The following is a 23,417-nucleotide window of genomic DNA, read 5'->3' on the forward strand; positions in this document are numbered from 1 at the left end:
CGATGCTGCGATTCGTCGGCGGCGCAACGGGGATCGCACTCGTCGCGGGCTGTACCGAGGGGACGGGAGACGGCAACGACGTTTCCGAGGAACACGACGAAGATTTAGCTGACATCGCAGACGATCCCGACGTGCCTGAAACAGGCTGGGATGAGGGCTGGGAAGACGTCGACACGATCGAACTCGAGGCCGAGAGCGACGGCTGGCTGGGGAAGCGACCGGCGGCCATCGAGGGTCAGGAAAACCCCGACCTCGCTCTCTACGAGGGGCGGGAGTACGAGTTCGTCTGGACGAACGGCGATGGCGACGAGCACAACCTCGCGATCTGGGACGACGACGAGGCGATCGTCTCGTCCGAGTTCGCCGAAGACGAAGATGAAACGACGACGCTCACCGTGGAAGCGACCGACGAGATGGAGTTGTTCCTCTGTGAGACCCACGGGAACGAAATGGCCGGCGCTATCGAAATCCGAACCGAATAGTCGCCGTCCGCTTTCCTGCGTCGAACCTGGTCGGTCCAACGGTAAGGATAGAATTATATTGTTATACAATACATGAATGTGTTTTTCAACGTCACCGTCTATCGATACTGTGGTCCTAGCTAGGCTATAAGAATCTCGGCGTAGTCGAGAGCCTGCCATGAGTCAACCGGATCAAACGTCTCCCTCGGATCGGCCACGTCAAACGTCCACTCCGGATCAACCGGGAGCCAAACGACGGCTCGATCACGAGGAGTTCGATCCGATCGGGACGCTCGCGCTGATCGCACTGTATTTCCTGGTGCTGATCGCGATGTGGTTGTTCATGTACTTCGTCGAGTTTCTGGGTAACGAGCTAACGGTGGTGGGTCTGGCGTGAGGATCCACACCTACGAGAAGTGGTGGCTCGGCGCGTCGCTTGTACTTATCGTCCTGTTCGTCGTAACGGTCACGTTCGGTGCGGTCGGGCTCGGCATCACGATGGTCGGCGACGAGGAGAATGTCGACCCGGACGAACTCGACGATCCAGACGAACTTCCCAACGAGTTCGAGGAGTTCGCCGAACCGGGCGTCTACGAGGTCGGTGACGGCGAGTACGAAGTGTACGTGCGGGCCTGGCAGTTCGGCTACACGCCCGGCTCCGAGCAGTTAGGACTGGACCCGATCGAGGTGCCAGAAGACAGCACGGTCACCTTCTACGTCACGAGCGAGGACGTCATCCACAGTTTCAGCATCGTCGGGACGAACGCGAACACGATGGTCATTCCGGGTGAAGTGTCCACGATGACCGTCGAGTTCGACGAACCCGGCGAGTACGGCGTCATCTGCAACGAGTACTGTGGGATCAATCACCACGACATGGAAGGGACGGTGATCGTCCTCGAGGAAGACGAGTTCGAGGAAGCGGAGGAGGAGGACGACGAATGACGTTTGCCGACGCGTATCCGGATCAGGCACGCATCGTTCGGATGTCGTTCTGGAGTTCGTTCGTCGCGCTCGCACTCGGCGCGTTCTTCGGCATCCTCCAGGCGCTACACCGAACCGACATCCTTCGAGTGATCGACTCGAGTACGTACTACACCGTGTTGACTGGCCACGGCGTCTTCCTGGTCATCACGTTCACGATCTTCTTCCTGGTCGGCGTCTACCAGTGGGCGGTCACCGATAGTCTGGGACGCGGACCGGTCGACATGCGATTCACGTGGACGTGGCACGGGCTGATGACGATCGGGACGATCATGGCCGGCGTTGCGATCCTCGCGGGCTTTACCGACGCGACCGACATCGACGCCGACGTCCTCTTTACGTTCTACGCACCGCTTGCGGCTCACCCACTCTTCTATCTCGGACTCGTGGTCTTCGTGATCGGGACCTGGCTCGCCGGCGTGGACTGGTTCCGGTCGTGGCTCGCCTGGCGTTCCGACAATCCCGGCGAACGAATCCCGCTGCCGACGTTCATGGTCCTGACGACGATGATCATGTGGTACATCGCATCGATCGGCGTCGCAGTGGCAATCGTCGCGTTCCTGTTGCCCTGGTCGCTGGGAATCGTCGACTCGGTCAACCCGTTACTGACCCGGACGCTGTTTTGGTACTTCGGCCATCCGGTCGTCTACTTCTGGCTGCTACCAGCGTACCTGCTGTGGTACACTCTCCTGCCGAAGCTCTCGGGCGGCCGGCTGTTCAGCGACCCGCTCGCGCGCGTCGTGTTCATCCTCTTTATCCTCCTGTCGACGCCGGTCGGGATCCACCACCAGTACTTGGATCCCGGTATCGCGGAAGGCTTCAAGTTCATCGTGATGACGAACACGATGTTTCTCTTGCTTCCCAGCTTGTTAACGGCGTTTACCGTCGTCGCGAGCATGGAACACGGCGCGCGCCAGCGCGGCGGCGAGGGCTACTTCGACTGGCTGACCGCCCTTCCCTGGCGCGATCCCGCCTTTACGGGGATGGCACTCGCAGGACTCGTATTCGCCTTCGGCGGCTTCACCGGCATCGTCAACGCCGGGATGAACATCAACTACCTCGTCCACAACACGCTGTGGGTCCCGGGTCACATCCACACCCAGGTCGGCACCGCCGTCGCGCTGACGTTCATGGCCGGTTCCTACTGGCTCATCCCGCAGGTGACCGGGAACCGCCTCGTCGGCAGAGACCTCGGCCTCGTTCAGGTCGTCCTCTGGTTCCTCGGCATCGTGTTCATGACGAACTCGATGTACCGTGGCGGCCTGATCGGCATCCCGCGCCGAACGGCCGAACCCCGCTACACCGGCTTCGAGTACGAGATCGCCGTCGGCTCCGTCGCCGAACTCGAGTTCCAGCTCGCACTCGGTGCGGCGTTGCTGTTCGTCTCGACGGTCCTGTTTCTCGGTATCGTGATTGCGACGGCGCTCAACCACGACTCCGAGCCGCTCGACGACGGGACGATTCCCCCGGCGCTGTCCGGTCCCGAGGACGGTCCGCTCGTGCTCGACAACCTGAAGCTGTGGACCGCTATCGCCATCGTCCTCATCGTCATCGCGTACACGGTGCCGCTCGCGAGCATCGTCGACGGCGGCGGCCTGTTCGGTCCCGGAATCGATCCGTTCGATCCCATTCCCACCGCGCTCGAACCGACCGGCCTGCTTGCTGCACTCGAGTCCGTCCTCACGTAACGTGATCAGTCGATGCGTACCTCTCGAGCGAAACTCCTCATCCTGATCGCGCTCGTCATCGTCGTCGTCGTCGAGCTCCGAACGGTGCTCGCGTTCTTCGGGATTCGCGTCTCCTACGCCGCGATAGCGGGACTCGGCGTCGCGGCGATCGTCGTCCTCCTGCTCTGGGCGTTGTTCCCGACGTCGGCGTCGAGATAACGACGGTCCGAGCTGCTGCGGCACTCGTTCGAGACGGGCGTGCCTCCGAAGACCTTAATTTCCCATCGTGCGAACCGGCACCCATGAAACAGCTGATCGTCTACGGGGACCCCGGCATCCGGAAGGGTGCTATCATCGAGTACGACGACGAGGAGGTCGTCTGTTTCGGCATCAACCGCAACGGCGAGTGGCACGGCCCCAGCCAGGTCCAGCTCTGGTGTACCGTCGGCGACGAGTCAGAGTTCGAGGACTACGAGAAACGAAACTTCGTTCCGCACTTCCTCGACGTAGACCACGTCGACGCCGACGAGGTCACCGTCCGCAGAGAGCGCAGCGATCTCGCGATCTGACCGACGGCCTTTACTCTCGGGAGCGTTCACCCCGAACCGATGGCCCGGATCGCAAGCGTCGTGAGCCCAGCGTCTCGGTCGGACACGGCCGTCTTCGATGGCTAACTCGTTCACCGAGGCGGTACGGGTTCGCCTCAAAGCCTTGCTCTCGAGTACGCGACTCGGCCAGTTCGCCTCCGTGGGCGTCGTCGGTGCGACCGTCGACACCTTCGCGTTGTTCCTGCTAGTCGAGGTTACGATTCTCGGCCCCGTCGGGGGAAAAGTGCTCGCCTGGGAACTCGGAATCGTGGTCATCTTCGTAATCAACGAACGCTGGACGTTCGCAACCTACGGCGACCCGGGGGCCCGGGCGCTCGGACGGCGGTTTCTGCGCTCGAACGCTGTCAGGTTCGCCGGGTTTATCGTCACACTGACCGTTCTTACGATCCTCGTCTACTGGTTCGACGTCTGGTATCTGGCCGCGAACGTGATCGGGATCGGCGTCGGATTCGTCGTCAACTACACCTGTGAGAGCCTCTACACGTGGAAGGTCCACCGCGACGGGAGATAGAAACCACCATAGGGCAACCGAATCACAACCCTTAACTGTGAAAGCGGGTTACGAGTGAGTAGCGGGATGGGATAGCCAGGAGATTCCGGCGGGCTCATAACCCGCAGATCGGTAGTTCAAATCTACCTCCCGCTACTTTTCGACGCGAACAACAGCGAGGAACGGAGTGACGAGCGTCGTGAGCGTCGAAAGTCCGACGAGTAGATTTGAGTTAGAGAGCAGCTTGCCTGCGACCGTAGTTCAAATCTACCTCCCGCTACTTTTCGACGTCCCGACGCATCGCGATCTCGAACCACGGACAGAGCCTGAGCTGTCGGTACCATTCGGGGCGAGTGTGGAGCCGTTCGTACGGTGCCCACAGCAGCCCCGCGACCTCCTCCTCGTTGGGCTCGAGCGAGCGATCCGACAGCGTGAGCTGTAAGACGGTACAGACCTCGTGTTCGACGCCGTCGGTCTCGAAGTAGCGTTTGTACTCGAACTTGTCCGTCACGCGAAGATCGCCGTACTGGTCGGGGGTGATCCCGAGTTCCTCACGGAGACGCTGTCTGGTCGCTTCTTTCTGGGGCTGGTCCGGAGCGGGATGGGAGGCGACGGTGCCGTCCCAGTAGGTCCCCCAGAGACGTTTTTCCGGGGCGCGCTGTGCGAGCAAGACGTTGTCCTCGTGATCGAACACCAGCGCCGTAAACGCCCGGTGGCGAACGCCGTCGCCGGTGTGGGCCTCGAGGCGATCGACGACCTCGAGTTCGGTGTCGTCTTCGTCGACTGCGACGACGTCCTCACCGGCGTTCTCGTGTGGCAGATCGTCCTGCAGTGACATACCACGACGATCGAAGGGGAGCCACAAACCAGTGTCGACTCCGTGTCACTCGATCACCGACCGGCGTCCGGGTTCGGTCGGTAGCCGTCGCCGACGGCGACCTCGAGGATGTTAGCGCTCGTTTCGAGCTCGAGGCGACCGGCTTCCAGCGGTTCGCCGTCGAGAGTGTACTCGACGGGGTCGTCGTGGCGCGTCTCGACGGTGAGCCCCGGAACCCGCCGCCTGATGACGTGGCTGGAGTCGGGATCGTCGAACAGCCACGCGAGCGCCGCGTCGCCGACGAGGTTCGTCGGCGGTGCCTCCTCGACGATGGTGACCTCGAACAGGCCGTCCTCGACGTTCGCCTGCGCCCGGCGCGCGCTCGTAAAGCGCCGACAGTTTCCGACGAGAACGAACATCGCCTCGCCGGTCCATCGATCGTCGGAGCCCGCGGTCGTCTCGAGCGTGACCGCGAGCGGGAGCGGGTCGAACGAAGTGACGGTCTCGAGCGTCTGTAAGGCGTACGCGAGGACGCCGAACGTGCGTTTTCCAGTCGGCGTCGTCGCGGTGCTGGCCTCGGCGGTGATGCCCCCGACACAGGAGTTGACGAACGCGCGGTCGGTTGCGATTCCGAGATCGATCCGGCGTCGCTCGCCGTTTTCGATAACCTCGAACGCCGCGTCGACGCTCTCGACGCCGACGTTCGCGGCGAAGTTGTTTCCCGTTCCGGCGGGAACGACGGCGACTGTCGTCTCCGCCAGCGCGTCGCCCGCGTAGAGCCCGTTGACGACTTCGTTTACCGTCCCGTCGCCGCCGGCTGCGGCCACGAGGTCAGCACTCGCCGCCGCTCCCTCTCGAGCTAGCCGTCTCGCGTCGCCGGCGCAGTCGGTCGTTCGGACGTCGAATCCGTGTTCGCGGGCACGCGAGGAGATCCACTCCGTGTGGTTTTCGTTCCCGCTCACCGGATTGAGCACCAGGACGCGATCGGCCATACGTCGCCTTCGAGAGCAAGAGGCAAATTCCCTGGCCCCGTGTACGCCGACATGTTCGCCGTCGATCTGCACGCGCACACGCGCTTCTTCCATGGCTGTCATAGCCTGGGCGATCGGTTCGACCCCCTCGGCTTCCGGCTGCTCGCGTGGGCCGTCTCCCGTCGCGGTCTCGACGGCGTCGCGACGACCAACCACGATTACTACACGCCGTTTTCCAGTTCGTCGGTCGTCACGATCCCCGGGATCGAGGTCTCGACGACCCACGGTCACGTGCTCGTCGTCGGCCCGGATCCCCCGACGGAGACGGTACCGCTCGAGTACACGCCCACCGAGACGGTCGAGCTGGCTCACGAGCGCGATTGTGCCGCGATCGTCGCACATCCGTTTCGCAACAGCACGGTGGCCGACCTCGAGGACGTTCCGTTCGACGCGATCGAAGTAAACGGCAAACATCCCCGGACGCGGCCGCTGGTCGAGCGCGTCGCCGACGCACACGACGTACCGCTGGTCGGTGGAAGCGACGCACACGCTCCGTTCGAGGCCGGCCGCGCATACACGGTGATCGACGCCGACCGTCTCACGCCGACGTCGGTCGCCGACGCGATTCAAGACGGCCGCGTCGAGCCCCGCGTCGCAAAGAGCCATCTCGACGGCGTGCTTAGACGCGCCTACCGGGAGCTTCATCGCCGAAAGCATCCCGACGACGTCCTCGCACGGCCGACACCGGGCGTCGGATCGCCGCCAGGAGAGCGCGACTGACGTCCGCGCACCGATCGATCTGCGATCGGAGAGAAACCGGGTCTCTCGTTGACCGTTTATAAACTGGGGCGAGGGCGTGTGGACGGTACACACCCGCATCAGGCCCCCTGCCAACGGTTTTCAGTGCTCTGTCGACCGATACATTTAAATTGTCTGGAACAGTAGTTGCCGGTACCAGAACGCCACCGGCGTGGCGCGTATCGCTCGATGATCGATGACAGGGAATCTTATTCACGAGGTTTCGCAGGTCACGAGCGGACGCTATCGCCGGTGCGGGTATGGCACAGAGGTTTGACTAACACATGGTAGACGAATCACAGAACATCGAACTCACAGAAGACGACCTCGAGAACAAATCGAAAGGACAGCTCATCAAGATGGCCGGTCAGCTCCGGGACCGGCGAAACGAGCTGAACCAGATGGCCTCGGAACGGGCCTCCAAACGCGACGAGCTCAACGCGAAGACCCGCGAGAAAGTCGACGAAGCCCAGGAACACCGCGAGAAACGCGACGAGCTCAACGAGCAGGTCCAAGAGCACAAATCGAAACGTAACGAACTCAACGCCGAGGCCAACGAGCTGTTCGACCGCGTCGACGAGCTCAAATCCGACATGGAGCTCGACGAGGGCAAGGACTTAGAAGAACTCGAGGAGGAGATCGAAGACCTCGAGTTCAAACAACAGACCGAGGTTCTCTCGAGCGAAGAGGAAAAAGAGCTCATCGAGAAGATCGAGGCCAAACGCGAGGAGTACGAGAACCGAAAGCAGAAACTCAAAGGCAGCGACGAACTCGAAGAGCTCCGCGAGGAGGCAGAGGAAGTCCGCTCGGAAGCCTCGAAACACCACCAGAAAGTGACGGAGCTCGCGGACAAGGCCCAGGAACATCACAACGAGATGATCGAGGCCTACCGCGAGGCCGACGACATCCGCGACGAGGCCGACGAGATGCACGAGAAGTTCGTCGAGGCCCAGGAGGCAGCTGACCGCCACCACGAGGACTTCGTCCGCGTCCAGAAGCGCCTGCGCGAGCTGGACAAGAAAGAGGAAGAAGAGCGCAAATCCGAACGCGATAAGAAGAAAGAAGAGGCCAAAGAAGAGGCCGAGGAGATCTATCAGAAGTTCAAAGAGGGCGAGACGCTGGATACCGAGGATCTGATGAAGCTTCAGAAGACCGGCCTGCTCTGATTGTGGATATCTGACCCGATACGACAGGAGACGGGACGACCAGATTCGATTCGACCCGATCCGCTGTGATACGAGCTGGTTCTGTCACTCTCGAGTGAACTCGCTACAGCAACGCAGCGACGCCGATCCAGGAGAAGAACGCGCCGAACCCGGCGAGTACGACCCCGCTTCCGAAGGCGACCAGCGGTGCAAACGCGTCGATCCGTCGTCCCATTACGACGAGTGCGGCCGGGTAGGCGACGATCCAGAGAAAGATGCCGCCGAAGAAGCCGACGAGCAGCACCGAGCTGCCCGTCTCGACGACGATTCCATCGAGCAGCGCCGAAAGCGGCTGGGCGACGTGTGCGGATAGCTCGAGCGACCCGGGTCGGACGAGACCGACGCCGACGGTCAGCCAGAAGGCGATCTGGTAGGGGTTCGAAAGCGAGAGGAGAAACGCCTTCTGAAAGCCCGTTACACCCGCCGAGACGTCGCCCTCGACGAAGCCGGTCGCGGCGGTTGCGTTCTCGAGGGCGTCGACGGCGAAGACGAGCATGAGGAGTCCGCCGACGAGAAAGAGGACGTCCTGGATCGTCCCGTAGTGCTCGAGAACGGCGGCAACGCCCGCGAACGTGAGTACAAAAAAGAGCCCGTCGGCGAGCATCGCGCCGACGCCCGTCCGGAAACCGGAGCGCCAGCCGCGGAGGACGCTTTCTTCGGCGATGATGGCGTTCATCGGTCCCGGCGGAGCGGCGAGTGCCACGCCGAAGACGACGCCGACGATGGCGGTAGCGAGTGGCGAACTCACGGGCTGTCGTGGGTGGTGAGCGTACAAAACGACATCGCTCCCGCTGTGTGTCGTTTCGCGGCAGTCTCTAATGACGACTGTGAGTAATTATCACAGCACTCGATAATTCACGTGATACTGCCTATAACAGGCCTCGAATACGGGAATTCGGCTGTCGCTTTATATCGATGGCCAGTGTCAGTAACCACCATGGTAGAGAAGATCACTGCTACCGACCTTCGAGACAAGATCGACGCCGGCGAGGAGTTCGTCCTGTTCGACAACCGTCCCGAAGCGGATTACGAGAACTGGCACATCGACGGCGCGAAAAGCGTCGAATACTCCGCAGCCGACGACGAACTGATCGGCGACCTCGAGCGACATCGCGAGGAAGTCGAGGCGGCCGAGGAGGTCGTCACGATCTGTGCAGTCGGGAAGGCGTCGCAGGCGTTCGCCGAGTATCTCGAAGACGAGGAGGGACTCGAAGACGTCACCGTGGTCGAAGAGGGTATGGACGGCTGGGGACAGGTCTACGACGTCGTCCCGATCGCAACCCGTAGCAACGACCTCGAGATCCTGCAGCTCCAGCGTCGCGGCAAGGGCTGTCTAGGGTACGTCGTGGGCTGTTCCCGAACCGGCGAGGCCGCCGCGATCGACGTCACGCGTCACAACCGGGAGTTTCTCGAGGCGGCTCGCGATCACGGCTTCAGAATTACGGCGATCTTCGAGACGCACATCCACGCCGATCACTTGATGGTCGGCGGGCGCGAACTGCGCGACGAGCTCGAGGTCCCCTACTACCTGGGAAGCGAGATCGAGACCCGGGATCCCGAGTTCGAGTACGATCCGGTCGAGCCGACCGGAACCATCGAGGTCGGCGAGGTCACCCTCAAGGGAATCCACACGCCCGGACACACGACCGGCTCGACCTGCTGGCTCGTCGAAGACGAGACGGTCATGACCGGCGATACGCTGTTCGTCGAGTCGGTCGGCCGGACCGAACTTCAGTTCGAAGGCGCGGACGCGGAAGACGCCTCGGAGATACTGTACGAGAGCCTCCAGTCGCTGATGGAACTGCCCGATACGGTGACCGTCCTGCCGGGTCACTTCAACGTCACCAACGACGGCCGCTACGTCGGTGTCACGCCCGGCACGCCGATGTCGACGACGATCGGCTACATCCGACGGCACAACGAGATGGTGCGAATGGACAAAGCGGAGTACGTCGAGACGGCGTTCGAGAACATCCCCGAGAAGCCGCCGAACTACGAGACGGTCATCGCGACCAACGAGGGGAAACGCGACCTCGAGAGCGAAGACGAGGCCGACGAACTCGAGCTCGGTCCGAACCGCTGTGCGGCGACCGAAGAGAGCGTCCTCGCCACTGACTGACCGACGCCTGTCGCTGCTGTCGGCGAGGGTATCAGAGACGTTTTCCCACGGTGTTGATTCTACTCGTTCTTTCGGGACTTGACCGCCAAGTGGGTCTGCAAACTGATTTCTGACAGATAAATATCCTAATAGTTACTCATCTTTCTCACGAATGCCGTACGAGGTGGGGTTAATCGCCGGCCCCAATATGATCATGACCGTGATATCCTCGGTAATCTTAAAGAAGTCGTGTTCAAGAGAGGGTTCGACGTAGACAAGATCGCCCGCTTCGATATCGTGGGTGTCATCGCCGACCCGAATTTTACCCGACCCCGAAAGTACGTAGTACAGTTCCTCTTCGTTGTGGGGGTTCTTCGGGGCAGCACTGTCGGCGGGATACTTGCCAACGTCAACGGTGATCGGCCCAGCCTCGAGGACTTCCTTGTGTTGGAGTTCGCCCGGTTCAAGATCGTCGAGTGTGTCGGTGATTGAAACACGAGTCATGCACTGTCACTTCAGGTCCGGATCAGCTTAACGCTTCTATGCGGTAATCTCGTGAACCTGTACGTACCGTTCGTTGGATAGTCACAGAGAGAGTATCCGAGCCATTCTATGACACGCTACCGGCTGTAGCTGGCTCTCGCCGTGAGCGCTCGAACTCGATATACCCGCAGTGGCGTCGCTTTCGCGGTTGGTGCGTGTGCAGGTACGCCGCTCAAGGTCGTCCGCCGCCGGGGTTGGATAGACGCGTCTCATGGACCCGTTCGAGCCCGTTCGACAGGTCTCGGATCGTGCGGCCAGGGCCCCGACGAAGCTCGCACAGCTTCCGCTGCGAACCCGCCAGCTTGCACGCGCCGAGCCAGGACAGACTCCGTACACCGTCGTCCACGAGGAGCCGCTCGTCGACCTCCGGCGGTACGAGCCGGCCGCGGTCGACGCCACCGAGAGACGGGCCCCAATCATGATCGTCTACCCGTTTATCAACGATCCGTCGATCCTCGACTTTCGCCCCGAGCGAAGCGTCATCAGGGGATTCCTCGAGCGTGGCTTTCCGGTGTACGTCCTCGAGTGGACGGACGCCTCGCCGCTCGATCGATCGCGAGGACTCGACGACGTCGTCGGCCGAACGCTCGCCCGCTGTGTCGCGTTCGCCCGCCGGGACGCAGACGCCGAGGCGGTCCACCTGCTCGGATACTCGACCGGGGCACCGCTTGCCGCCGCGTACGCTGGACTCTATTCCGACACCGTCCGAACGCTCACGCTCCAGGGGGCACCGCTCGATTTCGACGCCGGCGGCTCCGTCGGTCAGCTTCGATCGATCGCGAGGCGACTCGACCTCGAGCAGGTCGCCGAGACGTTCGACGTCGTCCCCGCGTCGTTTCTCGAGGCCGGGTTCGTGCTCCGAAAGCCCGTCGAGTACGCGATCACGAACCCCCTTCGCCTGTGGGACCGGTTCGACGACGACGAGTACGTCGAGGACGTCGCCCGGAAACTGGCGTGGACAGTCGACGGGCCAGCGATTCCGGCCGCGTTCTTCCGGGAGTTCGTTCGACGGCTACTGGTCGAGAACCGGCTGGTACGCGAGGAGTTGTGCGTGAACGGCCGAACGGTCGCACTCGAGGACGTCTCGATGCCGGTACTGCTCGTCGTCGGTCGGGACGACGCGTTCGTCCCGCCTGAGGCGAGCGTCCCGTTTCTCGACGTGATCGGAAGCGAAGATACCGAAGTGCGCGAGTTTCCGACGGGTCACGTCGGCCTCTCGACCGCCCCCGACGTCCACGACGCCGACGGCGGGTGGCCGAGCGTCCGTGACTGGCTCGTCGCTCGCGAGTGACTCCATACGGACCGCTGTATGTCATTGCCGGCGAAACCACAGACGAATCGTGGTGTCGCCGGGACGTCGTTACACAGACCGTATCAGCTGGGAGCCGTGAGCGTCGACGTCGGTTCGTCGAGAAAGCCCTCCACGCCCTCGAGGTCGAAGACGAACTCGGGACCGAACGCCCCGGCGGGGGTCTGGAACCCGGTGTCGGCGTCGCCGGCGAGGACGCGTTCGGTCGCGGTGACGGCGGCGTCTACGGTCACGGCGTAGGGATCCGGCGTCTGCAAGCGCGAGACGACCCGCTCGTCTTCGGTTCGTGCCTCGCCCCAGAGGTACGCGGAGCCGCGTTCGCGCGCTCGCTTCGAGGGGCCTTCCCGAACGAGACCGACGAAATCGGCGAGTCGTTTCAACAGCCACTGTGACGACCTCGTCGCCAGCAGCGGGGCGAGATACCGGTGAGATTGGAGAGCCAGTCGGGCGGGCTGGGGAATGACCGCGTACACCGCCACGTTCGGAACGTCGGTCGTGTGGTGGGCGACCGTGACGTCGCCCATCGGCATCGTGGTGGCCGGAACGAGTCGAGCCCCAGCGAAAGCGCGGTCGCATCGGGACAGTGTTCGTGGAGGTGTGCGGCCAGACAGTCCATCGGGACCGCGGAGAACCCGGACGCCGGAAGCAGCGTCACGCCGGCGTTGGCTGCCGTCTCCCCTCGGCTTTCGATCCGTTCGATGACCGGAATCTCACCCGTGATGTCGACGTAGTCGGTTTCGCTCCGGAGACAACCCTCGACGAGGGGCTCGGCGGTGTTCGAGAACGGGCCGGCACAGTTCAGGACACACTCGACGTCAGCGAGCGCCTCGGCGACGGTCGCAGGCGCCGTCAGATCGAACCCCCGGGCCCGACAGCCGAGGTCGTCGGAGTGGGCCTCGAGCGCCTCGCGGTCTCGACCCGCAAGAACGACGTCCACACCGCGATCGAGCGCCTCTCGAGCGACCAGGCTCCCGACGAAGCCGTACGAGCCATACAGAAGGACCGATGTCACACCCAGTTTTCGACCCCCGCGAGATTAAACGGCCGGCCGGCAGTCGCCGCCCGTGGAGCCGAGACGCTAACACCCAGCGTGGTCGTCAGCGACGCACGATCGGGACGATGGCCTACTCATACTGTCGGTCATACCGACGTGAACACGGCTGGTGACAGCACGGCCAGACACACGTTCAACGGCCGGATCACCCGGACACCAGTTCACAGGTCCATGACCGACAGTATCATACTATCGGACGTAACTGTGTGACGGCTCTCGCCACCCCGGGCGGCGAGGGTTTTCACGACGTACGTCCGGCAGTATTACTCCTGCCCCTCGTCCGCGAGCGCCTGCCAGGAGAGGCGTGGATTCCGGGCGGCGGTCGTCTGATCGATCCGACCGGCGGCGGTACGTCCGGGCGCAGCCTCGAGGGTCTCGTCGTCCTCGCCGATTACGGCGTCGAACGCCGCCGCGAGCTGGTCGAGCGTCTCCTTGCTCTCGACCTCGGTGGGCTCGGTCATCAACGCCTCCGGGACGATCTCGGGCCACTTCGTCGTCGGCGGGTGGACGCCGTAATCGAGCATCCGTTTCGCGACGTCGGCGGCGTCCTGATCGCCCGCGCTCGCGACGAACTCGTGGTGGAACGGGCCGTACGGGACGTCGTAGGCAATCCGGCTGGCGAGGTAGTTCGCGTTGAGCACGGCTTTCGCGCTGGCGTCGGCAAGCCCTTTGTCGCCCAGCCGAGCGATATAAGCGAAGGCTTTCACGAGCACGAGCCAGTTGCCCTGGAAGCCGTGGACCGTGCCGATGGTGTGGTCGGGCTCGAACAGCTCGTACTCGAGGTCGCGTTCCTCGTCGGCTTTCCTGACGCGAGGGGTCGGCAAGAATGGTGCGAGCTCCTCGACCACGCCCACCGGACCGGCGCCGGGCCCGCCGCCGCCGTGTGGCGTCGCGAACGTCTTGTGGACGTTGTAGTGCATCACGTCGAATCCCATATCACCCGGCCGAGCGCGCCCGAGCAGGGCGTTTAAGTTCGCCCCGTCGTAGTAGAGCAAGCCGCCGACGTCGTGGACCATCTCGGCGATCTCTTCGATGTCGCGCTCGAACAGCCCCAGGGTGTTGGGGTTCGTGAGCATCAGTGCCGCCGTATTCGCAGAGAGAGCCGCCTCGAGTGCCTCGAGGTCGACGCGACCGTCGTCGTCGCTTGGCAGCGTGACGACGTCGTAGCCGGCAAGCGCGGCGGTTGCGAAGTTCGTTCCGTGAGCACTCTCGGGAACGATGACCTCGTCGCGGTGGCTCTCGCCGTTGTGTTCGTGATAGGCCGTGGCGATGCGGATCCCGACGAACTCGCCGGCTGCGCCGGCGGGCGGCTGGAGCGTCACCGCGTCCATCCCGCCGATACGACCGAGGTAGTCCTGTAGCCGGTACATGAGCTCGAGGGTCCCTTGGACCGATCCCTCCGAGCGGTCGGGATGGACGAGTGCCGACGGCAGCGTCGCGACGTCCTCGGTAAACGGCGGGTTGTACTTCATGGTACACGATCCGAGCGGGTACGGACCGCTGTCGATCCCGTAGGTCATCTGAGAGAGCCGGGTGTAGTGGCGGGCGAGTTCGGGCTCTGAGAGCTCCGGTAGCTCGAGCGAATCGCGCGTGAGTTCGTCGGGCAGTGGCGACTCCTCGCCGACGTCGACGCGCGTCCGATTTTTCTCGATCAGCAACGGCTCGTAGCTCCCGTCGGTCCTCCACCGGGCCTGATCGTAGCGAACGCCTGCTCGGGCGTCGTCTCCGCCGCTCGGGTCGTTCTCGCCCGTCATCCCATCACCTCCGACAGCGCCGCGACGAACCCGTCGAGTTCGTCGTCGCCCGCGCCCGCGACGCAGACCTGGATCTCGTGATCATCGACGACGTGGATCGCGTAGCCGCGGTCCTCGAGGTCGTCGGCAACCGCCCGTGCCGACCGGTCGACGCGGGCGACGAACTCTCGGAGATGGTGTCTGTCGTGGATCGGTGCCGTAACGCCGTCGATCGCGTCGATCCGGTCTGTGAGGGTCTCGGCTCGTTGGACGCCACGGTTCGCCAGCTCGACGAGTCCCGAGGGACCGAGGACGGCCGCGTGCATCGCCGTCCGCAGGGCGACCCAGGCCTGGTTCGTACAGATGTTGCTCGTCGCTCGCTCGCGACGGATGTGCTGTTCGCGGGTCTGCAGGGTGAGGGTGTAGGCCCGCCGGCCGTCGGCGTCCTCGCTCGCGCCGACGAGTCGCCCCGGCACCTGCCGGAGGTACGCCTCGCGGGTCGCGAACAGCCCGAGCCCCATCCCGTAGCTCGTCGGCAAGCCGAGAACGCTCGCGTCGCCGACGACGACGTCGGCACCGACCGCAGCCGGCTCCTCGAGCACGGCGAGTGCGACGGGATCGGAGCCCAGCACGAACAGTGCGTTCACCTCGTCGGCGACGTCGCCGATCTCGTCGAGCCGTTTCTCGATCGCACCGCGAACGGTCGGGTTCTCCGCGTAGACCATCACGACGTCGTCGTCGACCGTCTCGGCGAGCCGATCGACGTCCGCCGTCGCGTCGTCGGTCGGGTACGTAGCGACCGCGAGGTCGGTCCCGGCGACGTAGTTCGCGAGCGTGCTTCGCTGTCTCTCTCGCAGCGAGTCGGGCACGAGTACGCGGTCGCCGTCAACGTCCCGGACTCGATCGGCGAGCGTCGCCGCCTCGCCCAGTGCCGTCGCCGCGTCGTACATCGAGCAGTTCGCGACCCCGAGGCCGGTCAGTTCCACCAGCAGCGACTGATACTCGAACAACGCCTGGAGAAAGCCCTGGGAGGTCTCGGGCTGGTACTGCGTGTAGGAGGTCAGAAACTCCGAGCGGTCGGCGAGGTGGTCGACGACCGAGGGAACGTAGTAGCCGTAGTGTCCACGACCGAGCAGCTCGGTCAGCTCGTCGTTTTCCGAGAGGACGTCCGCGACCAGCTCGCGCGTCTCCCGCTCGGTCCGTGCGTCGATCCCGAACTCGTCGTCGAACTGTACTGCCGCCGGGATGTCGAAGAGGTCCTCGACCGAGTCGACCCCGATCGCCTCGAGCATCGCCGTCGTCTCCGCATCCGTGTGAGGAGCGTATGGGCTCCCCGTCGTGTCTGATCCGTGCATGGGCATGGGTTCGTCATACCGTTTTGGTGTCCACGTGTCGTCTCGAGCGTATCACGCGGGCATCCGAAACACTACGTAGTCGTTAGAAACAGACGGTAATGAACGCACGCCTTTGGGTTCGGGACCGCGTACGTCTCGGTCACTCGACGTAGCGATACTCGCGTTCGCCCATTCGACCCCAGCCGTCGAAGACGAACTCGCCGTCGGGTGTCGTACAGGCCTCGATGTCGACGTCCATCTCGTGGTTGTGGACGTCGTGGATCTCCTCGTACTCCTCGAAGGTGATATCGTATCGGGACTCGAGCTGTTCGTCGACGTTCAGCGCCTCGATCTCCTCGGCCCAGCCCTCCTGGACGGTCTCGGCGTGGAGTTCAGCCTGTGCGCCCGAGCCGTACGAGCCGACGAGCAGCTGCTGGCCCGCGAGCTCCTCGTCGTTCTCGAGGGCGTGTTTCAGGGCGCTAAGCCGGGCGACGTGGACCGAACCCGTGTACCAGTTGCCGACCTCCCGGGCGATCGACAGCGTCGGATCGATCGTCTCGGCGTACCACTCGCGGTACTGGTCCGTGTCTTTCAACGCGTCCATGTACTCCCGCAGTGCGTCGTGGTAGGCCTCGTCGTCGTCGAACCCTTCCGGCCGGGGCTGGCGACCGATCTCCGCGGCGAGTTCGTCCTCGATCGCCGTATCCCGGGTGATGTGACGGTACGCGAGCATCGCCGCCTTGCGTACCATGCCGGGGAATGGGGTGTGGAACGGGGCGTAGGCGACGTCGTCGGGGTGGACGTCGCCGGCGACGCTCTCGTAGTCCTCGAGGGCTTCGCGCATCCGTGCGAGGTAGACCTGCACCGATCGCTTCCCGTCGACGCTTGGGAACTGCTGGTTGGGTTTGAGGAAGTCGGTCTCGTCGGCCGAGCCGTAGCCCTGTTCGACCGACAGCTCCACGAGGTCGGGGTCCTCGTCGATATACATCGCGACGGCACCCGCACCTTGAGTCGCCTCGCCGGCGTCGCCGCGGGCGTACAGCGCCGTGTCGGTCGCGATCACGAGCGCGCCGCGGCCGCGGTTCCGGCCCGCGCGGATCCAGTTACAGGCGTCGTCCAAACTCTGGGTGCCAGCGATACACGCGAACTTCCGTTCGCCCTTGTTCGCGTGATGGAAGTCGCCGTCGAAGACCTCCTCGAGACAGCCTGCGACGTACGTCGAAACCGGCTTCGAGTTGTCGAAGGCGCTCTCGGTCGCGACGTCGATCCGGCCGACATCGTCGGGCTCGAGCCCCTTGCGATCCATCAGCCGGTGGGCGGCGTTTGCCCCCATCGTGACGATGTCCTCGTAACTGTCGGGGAACGAACTCGCCTGTAGCCCCAGTCCCTTCGTATACTTCTCGGGATCTTCGTCCATCTGCGGGGCGAACGTCTCCGGGAGGTCGAGTTTGAGGTTTCCGGTCCAGACTTCGACGGCGTCGATGCCGACAGCTGTCATATGGTCGTACGTGCAACCGAGGGTATAAGTTATTGTCGTTCATGAATTCGACGTCTGTCGATACTCGGTGCGGAGTCGGCCGACGACCAAGACGCAGGATGGGCCATCGAGCAATGAGAATAGACTCTCGGTTGGAACTGTTACTCGAGGGATAGCAATCCACGAGCAATCCGGTCTGAACGCGGGCCGGGCGCGATTTGAACACACAGTCGGACGTGCTCGCTTCGCTGCGCGCGACCTCCCTGCGATTCAAATCGCGCTGGCCGCTTTACTCCTCGCGTAATCGCTCGGAGCAAAAGCGGGCCGGGCGCGATTTGAACACGCGACCGTCTGATTAAGAGTCAGACGCTCTGCCGGACTGAGCTACCGGCCCTGTATCAGGACGTTTCCGATGGGCGTTGATATAGGTTTCCCTTGGACAGCAGTCTGTCCTGCCGACACAAACACCTCGAGTGTCGTGGTCTTCCGGGAAACCACGCAAAAACGTAACAATCTTCGGGAGCGTTAAGTAGGCAGGATCCAAGAGGCCGTCTATGAGTACGGGGGTTACGATCTCGTCGATCTCCGACTACGCCATTCTCGGGTGTGGCAGCGTCGGCTACGCCGTCGCGGAGGAACTCGTCGAGCAGGGAAAGGACGTGCTGATCGTCGACCGCGACGAGAGTCGCGTCGAATCGCTCCGCGATCAGGATCTCGACGCCCGTACTGCTGATATCGGCGAGGAGAAAGCCGCCGAACTCGTCGCCGATCGCAGCGTCGTGCTCATTCTCGCCTCCGACGTCGAGGCCAACAAACGAGCCATCGAACACATCCGAGAAGACGACAACGACCAGTTCGTCGTGGCGCGCGCGAGCGACCCCGTCTCCGGCGACGAACTCGAGAAAGCTGGCGCCGACATCGTCATCAACCCCTCGACGGTGATCGCCGAATCCGCCCTGCGTGCCCTCGAGTCCGGCGAACTCGAGTACAACGCCGGCAAGCTCGCCGAGATCATCGAGAACACCGCGAACGAGCTGGCGATCGTCACCCAGGACAACCCCGATCCGGACTCGATCGCGAGTGCGGCAGCGTTGCAGGCGATCGCGGGCCACCTCGAGATCGAGTCGGACATCGTCTATTTAGGCGACGTCGGCCACCAAGAGAATCGGGCGTTCGTCAACCTGCTTGGGATCGACCTCCATCGGTGGGACGACATCGAGGCCGAGGATCGCTCCCGGTACGATACGGTCGCACTCGTCGACCACACCACCTCGGCGGAGATGGACTTAGAGATCGACATCATCGTCGACCACAACGAGGCAAGCGAGGAGTACGAGCCGGAGTTCGTCGACATTCGCCCGAACATGTCCTCGACGTCGACGATCATGACGAAGTACATTCAGGAGTTCGATCTCAACGTCTCCGAGGAGGTTGCGACGGCGCTTCTGTACGGTATCCGCGCGGAGACGCTCGATTTCAAACGCGATACGACCCCCGCCGACCTCACCGCCGCGGCCTATCTCTACCCGTTCGCGAACCACGACACCTTAGAGCAGGTCGAGTCGCCATCGATGTCGCCCGAGACGCTCGACGTCCTCGCAGAAGCGATTGCCAACCGGGACGTCCAGGGGAGCCATCTCGTCTCGAACGCCGGCTTCGTCCGGGATCGGGAGGCGTTGACCCAGGCGGCGAATCACCTACTCAACCTGGAGGGCGTAACGACGACGGCCGTCTTCGGCATCGCCGACGAGACGATCTTCCTCGCGGCACGCTCGAAGGACATCCGGATGAACATCGGAAACGTCTTAGCGGACGCCTACGCCGAGATCGGCGAAACCGCCGGCCACTCCACCCAGGCGAGCGCGGAGATTCCACTCGGCATCTTCACCGGGATCGAAATCTCCGAGGACACGCGCGATACGTTGCTCGAGCTCACCGAGGAAGCGGTAAAGCGGACGCTGTTCGACGCGATGGGTGTCGAAAGCGAAGGATCGAACGGGAGCTAACGCGCCGGAACCGTCACGCGACGATCTCGGTTTCCTCTTCGTCCGGATCGCGAACGCGTTCGACCACGTCGTTGATCAGAATAATGTCGCCGGCAGCACGAACCCACCGGTACGGAACGATGATGCCACGTGCCTGGTCGACGTTCGATCCGAACAGTTCGGGGTTCAACTCGCCGAGTGCGAGTCCGGTGACCGCTTCGCCGTCTAAGTCGAGTCGCAGGTCTTCGATCTCGCCGACGAAGACCCCGTTGTTCGAGTAGACTTCTCGACCGACGAGCGACGTAATCTCCTGGGGTGTGTCGTCCATGTCCGGATACATGTGCGACTCACTATTAACTCTTGGTCAGCGGACGGTCCCGGCATCCGACGGTTCGGTCGGACCGAAACGCCGATCGAAAACCGGGAGCCAGTGCCGGGACACGGAGCGTCAGCACGAACTACTATTTCGGTAGAGCGTATCCTGGTCACACATGAGCGATCAGTCAACCGCGGCATCGTTCGAACAGGTCTGTGAGATCGAATCGGCGAAACCGACGCTCGTCGAGGGGCTGCCGGGACACGGTCTGGTCGCGTCGATCGCCGTCGATCAGATCACGGACCAGCTCGAGCTCGATCACTGCGGGAACATCGCTTCCGAGGATTTCCCGCCGGTAGTGACGTTCGAGGACGGCCTCGTTCAAGATCTCGTTCGCGTCTACGCCGGATCGGACCCGGACGTGATGACCCTCGAGAGCGACCTCGCGCTCCCGCCGACGGCGTTCGAACCGCTCACGGAGTGTGTCCTCGAGGATCTCGCAGAGGACTTCGGTCGCGCCATCTTCCTCGCGGGCGCGCCAGCCGAGACCGAAGCGGAGATCGGCGAGGTCACCGGCGTCGCGACGACCGAGCCGATCAAGGACGATCTCGTCGAGGCTGGCGTCTCGGTGCCGGACGATCCGGGACTGGTCGGCGGGATCACCGGCGCGCTCGTCCGAAAGTGCTATCAGGCCGACGTTCCGGCCGCGTTGCTGATCGTCCGATCGCACCCGTTCCTTCCCGATCCGCGGGCGGCCAAGTCCGTGATCGAGAACGCCCTCGAGCCGCTCGTCGAGTTCGATATCGACACGACACAGCTCGAAGAACAGGCCGAAGAGATCCAGCAACGCATGCAACAGGTGGCACAGCAGTACCAGCAGATGGCCGAAGAACAGGGCGCCCAGCAACAACAGTCTCCGACGGGAATGTTCCAGTAATACGGGACGGGGTCGTCGGCTCCGACCGCCAAGCTCTATTTCGACCGCCGGTGTATCCATCGTGCTCGACGGCTCGGTCCGTCGGCAGATTCCGATGACACGACTGTTCAAATCGCCGACCGCGTACGTACAGGGACGGGGAGCGCTCGACGAACTCGGCGACCACGCCGAGCCACTCGGCGAATCGGTACTGTTACTCGGGGACGATCTGGTTCTCGATCTCGTCGGTGACCGCGTCCGGTCGAGTCTCGAGGACGCGGGGCTTGAAGTGACGCTCGAGGAGTTTCGCGGCGAGGCCTCAGAGGCGGAAATCAGCCGCGTCGCCGACGTCTACGCCGACTCCGACGCGGACGTGATCGTCGGTGCCGGCGGCGGGAAGGCGATCGACACGGCGCGGGCGGTTCGCGAACGAACCGGCGGCGCATTAGTGTCGCTGCCGACGATCGCCTCGACCGACGCCCCGACGAGTTCGGTCGCGGTCATCTACACCGAAGACGGGGAGTTCGTCGAGTTCCACGTCTACGACGACCACCCCGACCTCGTGATGATCGACACCGAGATCGTCGCCGAGGCACCGACCCGGCTGTTCCGTGCGGGAATCGGCGACGCACTGGCGACCTGGTTCGAGGCGAACGCCGCCCACCGGGCCGGTGCGGCGACGATCTTCGGTACGCGCTCGACTCGGGCTGCACAGGAGATCGCGAACCTCGCGTACACGACGCTTCGCGAACACGGCGTCTCGGCCGTCGAGGCCGTCGAGGAAGACGCCGTCACCGAGAGCGTCGAGGCCGTCGTCGAAACGAACACGCTTCTGTCGGGTCTCGGCTTCGAAAGCGGTGGTCTCGCAGCAGCCCACGCCGTTCACAACGGACTGACGCAGCTCGAAGCGACCCACGACGCCCTCCACGGGGAGAAAGTCGCCGTCGGCACGCTGGCCCAGCTCGTCCTCGAGGGGCGAGACGACGCCGTTATCGAGGACGTCGCCTCGTTCACGGCTGCAGTCGGGCTTCCGGTTACACTCGCCGAGATCGGTCTTGCGGAGCCCTCGCGGGAAGACCTCGAGGCCGTCGCCGAAGCGGCGTGTGCCGAGGAAGAAACGATCCACAACCTACCACGGGAGGTGACCCCGGACGACGTTCGCGACGCGCTCGTGAGCGTGGACGCGATCGGTCGCCGGGTGCGCGACTGATCAGCGGAGAGTCGAGTGTCGAACGGCTTCGAGGCTGTCGTCAGCGGCTAGTCCCACTCGATCCAGTCTTGCTCCCAGCCTCGACGTGACTCGGCGCGTCGTCTGGCGAACTCGAGGTCCTCGCGAGCCGTGCGATCGCGTTCGATCGCACCGGACTGTTCGCCCTCGACCAGCAGTGGGTCGAACGCGACGACGCCGTGTTCCTCGCGGGAGCCGTCGTCCTCGATGGCGAGAAGTCGCTGGCGGCGGCTCCCGCACGGGAAGACGAGTCGGCCGCCCGGAGCCAGTTGCTCACGGAGTGTGCGTGGCGGCTCGACGGCGGCAGCTTCGAGCAGGATCCGATCGAACGGTGCGTACTCCGGGAGTCCGCGTGCGCCGTCCCGGCAGTCGACGAGGACGCCCTCGTAACCCGCTCGAGCGAGGTTCTCTCGGGCCTCGTAGACGATCGGTCGCGCGATGTCGACCGCGTGGACGTTCGTCTCGCCGACCAGTTCGGCGAGCACCGCGGCGGTGTAGCCGACGCCGGCCCCGACGACGAGAACGGCGTCGCCCGGACGGGGCGTAAGCGCCTGCAAGAGGCGGGCAACGACGCTCGGTGAGAGCACGCGGGTGCCGAGACGTTCGTGCTCGCGGTCTGCGTATGCCTGCCGGTCGTCCGCGAGGAACTCGTGGCGAGGCGTCTCGCGCATGGCGACGCCGACGGCGTCGTCCTCGAGTACGGCTTTCGACTCGTGCTCGAGGCTGTCGACCATGTCCTCTCGCAGTGCCGCACGGTCCATACGACCGGTACTGCGCCGAGGCTAATGAATGACGCGCGATTCGCCGAGACGTGGCTCGTACGGATATCAAACCCGGGATCGGTCCCGGTCGAGCCGTTCGGGAGCCTCGAAGTCGGTCGTCAGCTCGAGCAACTGCACGAGGATGCGACCCGTCGCGCCCCAGACGGTGTAGCCGTCGACGTGAAAGTAGTGGATGACGATGTCGCCGTAGTAGGGGTGATCTCGCCGTTCGGACTCGTAGTTCCTCCGGTCGAGCAGTCCCGACAGCGGGAGAACGGCGACCTCGGCGACCTCGCTCTCGTCGGGGACGTACTCCCGATCGGGGACGCGCGCGACGAAGGGCGTGACGGCGTACTCGGTCACGGTCCGGATGTCGTCGAGCTGACCGACGACCTCGACCTCGTGGGCTTCGAGGCCGATCTCCTCGTTTGCCTCCCTGAGAGCGGTCTCGAGCAGCGTGTCGTCGTCGGGTTCGGTACCGCCGCCCGGAAAACTCATCTGGCCGGGATGTTCCCCGAGGTGGTCGGCACGTTTCGTAAACAACAGGTAGTGTTCGCCGTCCCGGTCGAGAACCGGCGCGAGGACGGCTGCGTCGTAGGGTTGGTCGTCTATCTCGGTGGGATCGTACGCCGCGACCGGCTCTACGTTCATCCGTACCATCG

The 23,417-nt window shown here is 63.7% G+C and carries 23 protein-coding genes, 2 tRNA genes and 2 pseudogenes; 15 read left to right on the forward strand and 12 right to left on the reverse strand.

Going from position 1 to position 23,417, the window contains the following annotated elements; genetic code table 11:
- Positions 1 to 2 precede the first annotated feature (2 nt).
- The 8 genes and pseudogenes from QQ977_RS14440 (at position 3) to QQ977_RS14475 (ending at position 4,366) form a co-directional block, all read left to right on the forward strand.
- The gene (locus QQ977_RS14440) at positions 3 to 482 is read left to right on the forward strand and encodes a cupredoxin domain-containing protein (RefSeq protein WP_345783339.1); all 480 of its coding nucleotides are present in this window, start codon (positions 3 to 5) and stop codon (positions 480 to 482) included.
- Positions 483 to 639: 157 nt separating this feature from the next.
- Positions 640 to 858: a hypothetical protein gene (locus tag QQ977_RS14445; RefSeq protein WP_285926473.1), complete on the forward strand. Its 219-nt coding sequence runs from the start codon at positions 640 to 642 to the stop codon at positions 856 to 858.
- Positions 855 to 1,400 (forward strand): annotated as a pseudogene (locus QQ977_RS14450) (cytochrome c oxidase subunit II); the annotation flags it as partial. The gene QQ977_RS14445 and the pseudogene QQ977_RS14450, both read left to right, overlap by 4 nt.
- Before the next feature lie 2 nt (positions 1,401 to 1,402).
- Positions 1,403 to 3,133 (forward strand): b(o/a)3-type cytochrome-c oxidase subunit 1, encoded by a 1,731-nt coding sequence (locus tag QQ977_RS14455; protein ID WP_285926474.1) that lies wholly within the window; start codon positions 1,403 to 1,405, stop codon positions 3,131 to 3,133.
- A 12-nt stretch (positions 3,134 to 3,145) separates the two neighbouring features.
- On the forward strand, positions 3,146 to 3,331 hold the full coding sequence (locus QQ977_RS14460) for a CbaC protein (protein WP_285926475.1): 186 nt from the start codon (positions 3,146 to 3,148) through the stop codon (positions 3,329 to 3,331).
- 83 nt (positions 3,332 to 3,414) lie between these two features.
- Entirely contained in the window at positions 3,415 to 3,681 is a 267-nt protein-coding gene (locus QQ977_RS14465) for an HAH_0734 family protein (RefSeq protein ID WP_285926476.1), read from the forward strand.
- Between the two features lie 97 nt (positions 3,682 to 3,778).
- Positions 3,779 to 4,231, forward strand: coding sequence for a GtrA family protein (locus QQ977_RS14470; RefSeq protein ID WP_285926477.1), 453 nt, complete (start codon positions 3,779 to 3,781; stop codon positions 4,229 to 4,231).
- 60 nt (positions 4,232 to 4,291) lie between these two features.
- Positions 4,292 to 4,366 (forward strand) — tRNA-Met (locus QQ977_RS14475).
- Positions 4,367 to 4,487: 121 nt separating this feature from the next.
- Here QQ977_RS14475 and QQ977_RS14480 read toward each other — a convergent pair.
- Together QQ977_RS14480 and QQ977_RS14485 are read right to left on the reverse strand one after the other, a co-directional pair.
- On the reverse strand, positions 4,488 to 5,048 hold the full coding sequence (locus QQ977_RS14480) for an NUDIX hydrolase (protein WP_285926478.1): 561 nt from the start codon (positions 5,046 to 5,048) through the stop codon (positions 4,488 to 4,490).
- A gap of 53 nt (positions 5,049 to 5,101) precedes the next feature.
- Positions 5,102 to 6,019 carry a diacylglycerol/lipid kinase family protein gene (locus QQ977_RS14485; protein ID WP_285926479.1) on the reverse strand — a complete coding sequence of 306 codons (918 nt, stop codon included), beginning with the start codon at positions 6,017 to 6,019 and terminating at the stop codon, positions 5,102 to 5,104.
- 51 nt (positions 6,020 to 6,070) lie between these two features.
- On the opposite strand from QQ977_RS14485, the gene QQ977_RS14490 reads away from it, so the two are divergent.
- Positions 6,071 to 6,778 (forward strand): PHP-associated domain-containing protein, encoded by a 708-nt coding sequence (locus tag QQ977_RS14490; protein ID WP_285926480.1) that lies wholly within the window; start codon positions 6,071 to 6,073, stop codon positions 6,776 to 6,778.
- Positions 6,779 to 7,080: 302 nt separating this feature from the next.
- Positions 7,081 to 7,962, forward strand: a complete 882-nt coding sequence (locus QQ977_RS14495) for a coiled-coil protein (protein WP_285926481.1) — start codon at positions 7,081 to 7,083, stop codon at positions 7,960 to 7,962.
- Positions 7,963 to 8,065: 103 nt separating this feature from the next.
- Here QQ977_RS14495 and QQ977_RS14500 read toward each other — a convergent pair whose 3' ends face one another.
- A complete protein-coding gene (locus tag QQ977_RS14500; RefSeq protein ID WP_285926482.1) occupies positions 8,066 to 8,749 on the reverse strand; it encodes a LysE family translocator in 684 nt (227 codons plus the stop codon).
- 189 nt (positions 8,750 to 8,938) lie between these two features.
- Between QQ977_RS14500 and QQ977_RS14505 the strand changes: the two genes are divergently transcribed.
- The gene (locus tag QQ977_RS14505; RefSeq protein ID WP_285926483.1) at positions 8,939 to 10,120 is read left to right on the forward strand and encodes an MBL fold metallo-hydrolase; all 1,182 of its coding nucleotides are present in this window, start codon (positions 8,939 to 8,941) and stop codon (positions 10,118 to 10,120) included.
- A gap of 132 nt (positions 10,121 to 10,252) precedes the next feature.
- Here QQ977_RS14505 and QQ977_RS14510 read toward each other — a convergent pair whose 3' ends face one another.
- Complete coding sequence (locus QQ977_RS14510; protein ID WP_285926484.1) at positions 10,253 to 10,603, reverse strand: cupin domain-containing protein; 351 nt, start codon at positions 10,601 to 10,603, stop codon at positions 10,253 to 10,255.
- Between the two features lie 250 nt (positions 10,604 to 10,853).
- On the opposite strand from QQ977_RS14510, the gene QQ977_RS14515 reads away from it, so the two are divergent.
- The gene (locus QQ977_RS14515; RefSeq protein ID WP_285926485.1) at positions 10,854 to 11,933 is read left to right on the forward strand and encodes an alpha/beta fold hydrolase; all 1,080 of its coding nucleotides are present in this window, start codon (positions 10,854 to 10,856) and stop codon (positions 11,931 to 11,933) included.
- Between the two features lie 83 nt (positions 11,934 to 12,016).
- Here QQ977_RS14515 and QQ977_RS14520 read toward each other — a convergent pair.
- The 5 genes and pseudogenes from QQ977_RS14520 to QQ977_RS14540 all read right to left on the reverse strand — a co-directional run bounded on the left by QQ977_RS14520 (position 12,017) and on the right by QQ977_RS14540 (position 17,943).
- A pseudogene (locus QQ977_RS14520) lies at positions 12,017 to 12,969 on the reverse strand (saccharopine dehydrogenase family protein).
- Positions 12,970 to 13,268: 299 nt separating this feature from the next.
- The gene (gene gcvPB / locus QQ977_RS14525; protein ID WP_285926486.1) at positions 13,269 to 14,759 is read right to left on the reverse strand and encodes an aminomethyl-transferring glycine dehydrogenase subunit GcvPB; all 1,491 of its coding nucleotides are present in this window, start codon (positions 14,757 to 14,759) and stop codon (positions 13,269 to 13,271) included.
- Positions 14,756 to 16,093 carry an aminomethyl-transferring glycine dehydrogenase subunit GcvPA gene (gcvPA, locus tag QQ977_RS14530; RefSeq protein WP_285926487.1) on the reverse strand — a complete coding sequence of 446 codons (1,338 nt, stop codon included), beginning with the start codon at positions 16,091 to 16,093 and terminating at the stop codon, positions 14,756 to 14,758. The genes gcvPB and gcvPA overlap by 4 nt, the downstream gene beginning before the upstream one ends.
- A gap of 139 nt (positions 16,094 to 16,232) precedes the next feature.
- Positions 16,233 to 17,570, reverse strand: coding sequence for a hydroxymethylglutaryl-CoA synthase (gene hmgB, locus QQ977_RS14535; RefSeq protein WP_285926488.1), 1,338 nt, complete (start codon positions 17,568 to 17,570; stop codon positions 16,233 to 16,235).
- Positions 17,571 to 17,869: 299 nt separating this feature from the next.
- Positions 17,870 to 17,943 (reverse strand) — tRNA-Lys (locus QQ977_RS14540).
- A 160-nt stretch (positions 17,944 to 18,103) separates the two neighbouring features.
- Here QQ977_RS14540 and QQ977_RS14545 point away from each other — a divergent pair.
- A complete protein-coding gene (locus QQ977_RS14545; RefSeq protein ID WP_285926489.1) occupies positions 18,104 to 19,555 on the forward strand; it encodes a DHH family phosphoesterase in 1,452 nt (483 codons plus the stop codon).
- A gap of 13 nt (positions 19,556 to 19,568) precedes the next feature.
- Here the strand turns inward: QQ977_RS14545 and QQ977_RS14550 are convergent, their stop codons facing one another.
- Positions 19,569 to 19,862 (reverse strand): PRC-barrel domain-containing protein, encoded by a 294-nt coding sequence (locus QQ977_RS14550; protein WP_285926490.1) that lies wholly within the window; start codon positions 19,860 to 19,862, stop codon positions 19,569 to 19,571.
- 163 nt (positions 19,863 to 20,025) lie between these two features.
- Between QQ977_RS14550 and QQ977_RS14555 the strand changes: the two genes are divergently transcribed.
- Together QQ977_RS14555 and QQ977_RS14560 are read left to right on the forward strand one after the other, a co-directional pair.
- Positions 20,026 to 20,787 (forward strand): proteasome assembly chaperone family protein, encoded by a 762-nt coding sequence (locus QQ977_RS14555; RefSeq protein ID WP_285926491.1) that lies wholly within the window; start codon positions 20,026 to 20,028, stop codon positions 20,785 to 20,787.
- Positions 20,788 to 20,881: 94 nt separating this feature from the next.
- The gene (locus QQ977_RS14560; protein WP_285926492.1) at positions 20,882 to 21,976 is read left to right on the forward strand and encodes a glycerol dehydrogenase; all 1,095 of its coding nucleotides are present in this window, start codon (positions 20,882 to 20,884) and stop codon (positions 21,974 to 21,976) included.
- Positions 21,977 to 22,023: 47 nt separating this feature from the next.
- Here the strand turns inward: QQ977_RS14560 and QQ977_RS14565 are convergent, their stop codons facing one another.
- Both QQ977_RS14565 and QQ977_RS14570 read right to left on the reverse strand, forming a co-directional pair.
- Entirely contained in the window at positions 22,024 to 22,755 is a 732-nt protein-coding gene (locus QQ977_RS14565; RefSeq protein WP_285926493.1) for a protein-L-isoaspartate O-methyltransferase family protein, read from the reverse strand.
- Between the two features lie 66 nt (positions 22,756 to 22,821).
- The gene (locus QQ977_RS14570) at positions 22,822 to 23,415 is read right to left on the reverse strand and encodes an NUDIX hydrolase (protein WP_285926494.1); all 594 of its coding nucleotides are present in this window, start codon (positions 23,413 to 23,415) and stop codon (positions 22,822 to 22,824) included.
- Positions 23,416 to 23,417 lie beyond the last annotated feature (2 nt).

It is taken from the genome of Natrialbaceae archaeon AArc-T1-2, assembly GCF_030273315.1.
Classification (GTDB): domain Archaea; phylum Halobacteriota; class Halobacteria; order Halobacteriales; family Natrialbaceae; genus Tc-Br11-E2g1.